The organism is Amnimonas aquatica, assembly GCF_002943415.1.
GTDB lineage: Bacteria > Pseudomonadota > Gammaproteobacteria > Pseudomonadales > Moraxellaceae > Perlucidibaca > Perlucidibaca aquatica_A.
Genome location: NZ_PTQZ01000161.1, coordinates 1 through 4,202 on the forward strand (window position 1 = coordinate 1; position 4,202 = coordinate 4,202).

The following is a 4,202-nucleotide window of genomic DNA, read 5'->3' on the forward strand; positions in this document are numbered from 1 at the left end:
GCCTTGCCCGATATGTTGCGTGAAAGACCGGGATGAGTCGCGTTATGCTGGGTACGCAGCATTTGCCGGTAGAACGCCGGCAACCCGGACTGCCACGCTTTAGGAGCCCGTCATGAATGCCACTCCCCGCATGACCAACCTGTTCCTGCAACTGGGGCTGGATGCCAGCGAGCAGGCGATCGCCGATTTCATCGAGACGCACCAGCTGCCCGCCGACGTCAGCATCGCCAATGCGCCGTTCTGGACCCCCGGCCAGCGCCAGTTCCTGGCCGAGCAGATCCGGGGCGATGCCGCCTGGGCCATGGTCGTGGACCAGCTCAACGAGTCCCTGCACGAGGATGCCGTGCGCGCCCGCACCGCCACCTGAGCCGCCGGCCGCTGTGCTGGTCGTGGTGCCGGCCCGGACCCGCCGGACGGCCATTGTGCGGCGTCGGCGTTTTGCTATCCTGCGCGGCACGCCGGCCCGCGTTCGCGCCGGTGTCCGGCCACGACCGGCAGCCGCCGCACAGGAAACCTCCAGATGACCGTCTCCGCGCGTTCCCCCATCGGTGTCTTCGACTCCGGCATCGGCGGCCTGACCGTGGTGCGCGCGCTCATGGAGCGGCTGCCGTTCGAGGACATCGTCTACTTCGGCGACACCGCGCGCGTGCCTTACGGCGTGAAGTCGGTGGACACCATCCGCAGCTTCACCACGCAGATCGCCGACTACCTGCTCGAGCGCGACGTCAAGCTGCTGATCATCGCCTGCAACACCATGGCGGCGGTGGCCGGCGAGGCCGTGCGCGCCCGTTCCCCGGTGCCGGTGCTGGACGTGATCGATGCCGGCGCCCGCGCCGCGGTGGAGATCAGCCGCAAGGGCATCGGCGTCATCGGCACGCCGACCACGGTCAACTCCAATGCCTATGCGCGCAACATCCACGCCCTCAACCCGGACCTGCGCGTGTACTCGCAGGCCTGCCCGCTGTTCGTGCCGCTGGTGGAAGAGGGCTGGCTCGATCACGAGGTCACGCGCCTGACCGCGCGCGAGTACCTGAAGCCGGCGCTGGTCGAGCAGATCGACGCGCTGGTGCTGGGCTGCACGCACTACCCGCTGCTGAAGCCGCTGCTGCAGGAGGTCGCCGGTCCCGGCATCCGCCTGGTGGACTCGGCCATCACCATCGCCGAGCAGACCGCGCGCGTGCTGAGCGAAATGGAGATGCACAACCCGCAGCGCCAGGAGCCGCGCTACGACTACGTGGTGACCGACATCCCGCTGCGTTTCCAGACCATCGGCAGCCGTTTCCTCGGCCGCGAGTTCAAGCACCTGGAACAGGTCCGCTGGTGAGTCCGAGCAGGCAGGAGGGGGCTGGAAAAACGCGTGCGCTACAATTTCCAGCCCCCACCTGCCTGCGCGGACTCACGGCCGGCGACCCTGACCGGGTGGTCGGTCGGCGGCCGGCGCGGGCCGGCCGGGTTTCGTAGAATGCTCAGGTATTGAGCGCCTGTTCGCTGCCACTGAGGAAGTCGTCTTGCCGGCCACGTTGTCGCGTCACGCCATCTGGGAGTCCCTGCCGCACCATCTCTGGGATGTCATCGTCATCGGCGGCGGCATCACCGGTGCCGGCGTGGCGCGCGAGGCCGTGCGCCGCGGCCTGAAGACCCTGCTGATCGAACAGACGGACTACAGCTGGGGCACCTCCAGCCGCTCTTCCAAGATGGTCCACGGCGGCCTGCGCTACATCGCCCAGGGCGAGGTGCGCCTGACCTGGCATTCGCTGACCGAGCGCGAGCGCCTGCTGCGCGAAGCCCCCGGACTGGTCGAGCGCATGGGCTACCACTATGCCCACTTCAAGGGCGTGTTCCCCGGCCGCTGGCCGTTCGCGCTGGTGGTCACCGCCTACGATTTCCTGGCGCGCGTGCGCGACCGCCGCTATTTCAAGCCATCGGTATTCCTGCAGCGCATGCCCGGCTACCGCAGCGCCGGCCTCACCGGCGCCACCCGCTACACCGATGCGCTCACCGACGATTCGCGTCTGGTGCAGCGTGTGCTCGACGAGGCGGTGGCGGAGGGCCTGACCCTGATCAACTACGTGAAGGCCGCCGACCTCGCCATGGCCGGCAGCCGCGTCACCGGCCTGCACCTCGAGGACACCGCCGATGGCGGTCGCGCGCTGGTCAGCGCACGCACGGTGATCAACGCCACCGGCGCCTGGGCCGATCGCCTGCGCCGCAAGCTGGTGGATGAAGTGCGGGTGCGCCCGCTGCGCGGCAGCCATCTGGTGTTCCCGCGCGAGCGCCTGCCGCTGGCCGAGGCGGTGATCTGCCATCACCCGGACGATGGCCGCGTCATGTTCATCTACCCGTGGGAAGGACGGACCATGGTCGGCACCACCGACCTGGACCACCGCGAGGACATGGACACCGAAGCGTCGATCCATGCCGACGAGGTCAGCTACCTGCTCCGCGGCGTCAATGACAAGTTCCCGCAGGCCGGGCTCACGACCGCCGATGTCATTTCCACCTTCTCCGGCGTCAGGCCGGTGGTCAGTGCCGGCGACGGCAGCGACCCCTCGAAGGAGAGCCGCAGCCACATGGCCTGGGACGACCACGGCCTGATCACCGTGACCGGCGGCAAGCTCACCACCTTCCGCCTCATCGCGCTGGATGCCCTGAAGCTGGCCGAGCCCTACCTGGACCGCGAGATCCGCGACACCGGCGAGGCGGTGTTCTCGGCGCCGCAGCCCGGACCGGCGCCTGCGGGCATGGCAGCGGACGTGTTCGCCCGCCTGGTGGCGCGCTTCGGCATCCGCACCCGCGATTTCCTGGCCGAGATGCCGGCGGAAGAGCTGGTGCCGGTGGCCGGCACTGCCACGCTGCTGGCGGAGCTGCGCTGGGCTTGCCGCCACGAGCAGGTGGTGCATCTCGACGACCTGCTGCTGCGCCGCGTGCGCCTGGGCATCCTGCTGCCGGGCGGCGGTCTGGATGCCGTGCCGGCGCTGGACGGCATCCTGTCCGGCGAGCTGGGCTGGACGGCTGACCGCATCGCCGACGAGCGTGTACGCTATGCCGGCATCTGGCGGCGTTATTATTCGCTGCCGGCGGCCTGATATCCGCTGACAGCGGCCAGAGCCGGAGCGTGTCCTCCGGCTGGCGCCGGCGCCGTGCCGCGAGTTTCCAAGGAGGTTTCCATGACCACTGTCCGTCTTCTGCGTCCGCTGGCCGCCGCCGTCATTCTGGCCGCGGGCCTGGCCGCCTGCGTCAGCACCACGCAACAGGGTGCCACCGGCATCAAGCGCCAGCAGCTCATGCTGCTGTCGTCCAGCCAGGTCGATGCCATGGCGGTCGAGAGCTATAACGGCGAGCTCAGCAAGGCGCGCGAGAAGAAGGCGCTGAACACCGACAAGGCCAACCTGGAGCGCATCCGGCGCATCGCCGACCGGCTCGTTCCCCAGGTCGCCACCTTCCGCAGCGATGCCGTGTCCTGGCAGTGGGAGGTCAACCTGGAAACGCGCGACGAACTCAACGCCTACTGCGCGCCCGGCGGCAAGATCATGTTCTTCACCGGCATCATCACCAAGCTCAAGCTGACCGATGACGAGATCGCCGCCATCATGGGCCACGAGATCGCCCACGCGCTGCGCGAGCATGGCCGCGAGCGCATGTCGCAGGCCTACGCGCAGAGCGCCGGCATCGGCATCATCGGCGCGGTGACCGGCATGTCGCAGGGCACCGGCGAGCTGGTGAAGACCGCCGTGCAGGTCGGACTGACGCTGCCGCACAGCCGTGGCCAGGAGTCCGAGGCCGACATCATGGGCCTGGAGCTGCTGGCGCGCGCCGGCTACAACCCCAACGCCGCCGTCACCCTCTGGCAGAAGATGGGCGAGGCCACCGGCAACACCAGCGGTTCCTTCACCAGCACCCACCCGGGCAGCGCCCAGCGCATCCGCGACCTGCAGGCCGCCATTCCCAAGGTCATGCCGCTCTACGAGGCGGCGAAGCGCAATCCGCCGGCGGCCAGGGCGATCGTCCCCAGGACTTGAGCTGGCACTGGTCTGCGTGACCGGAGGGTGGGAGCCGAGGCGGCGGGGTTTCCTTTTCGCGGGCGGTGCCGGCGCCCGGGCACCGCGCTCCGATCATGAGCCGCTGTCAGGTCGGGAGGTGGGGCGGGCCGGAAATTGTAGCGCAGGCGTTTTTCCGGCCCGCCCCACCTCCCGACCTGTCCA

General features: G+C 69.3%; 4 protein-coding genes. All 4 read left to right on the forward strand.

Features of this window, described 5'->3' with window-relative positions; genetic code table 11:
- Positions 1–112 precede the first annotated feature (112 nt).
- Positions 113–367 (forward strand): DUF2789 domain-containing protein, encoded by a 255-nt coding sequence (locus tag C5O18_RS06985; protein WP_105192688.1) that lies wholly within the window; start codon positions 113–115, stop codon positions 365–367.
- Positions 368–520: 153 nt separating this feature from the next.
- Positions 521–1,324: a glutamate racemase gene (gene murI / locus C5O18_RS06990; RefSeq protein WP_105192690.1), complete on the forward strand. Its 804-nt coding sequence runs from the start codon at positions 521–523 to the stop codon at positions 1,322–1,324.
- Positions 1,325–1,508: 184 nt separating this feature from the next.
- On the forward strand, positions 1,509–3,086 hold the full coding sequence (locus C5O18_RS06995) for a glycerol-3-phosphate dehydrogenase/oxidase (protein ID WP_206389775.1): 1,578 nt from the start codon (positions 1,509–1,511) through the stop codon (positions 3,084–3,086).
- Between the two features lie 81 nt (positions 3,087–3,167).
- Complete coding sequence (locus tag C5O18_RS07000) at positions 3,168–4,019, forward strand: M48 family metallopeptidase (protein ID WP_105192692.1); 852 nt, start codon at positions 3,168–3,170, stop codon at positions 4,017–4,019.
- Positions 4,020–4,202: the final 183 nt, after the last annotated feature.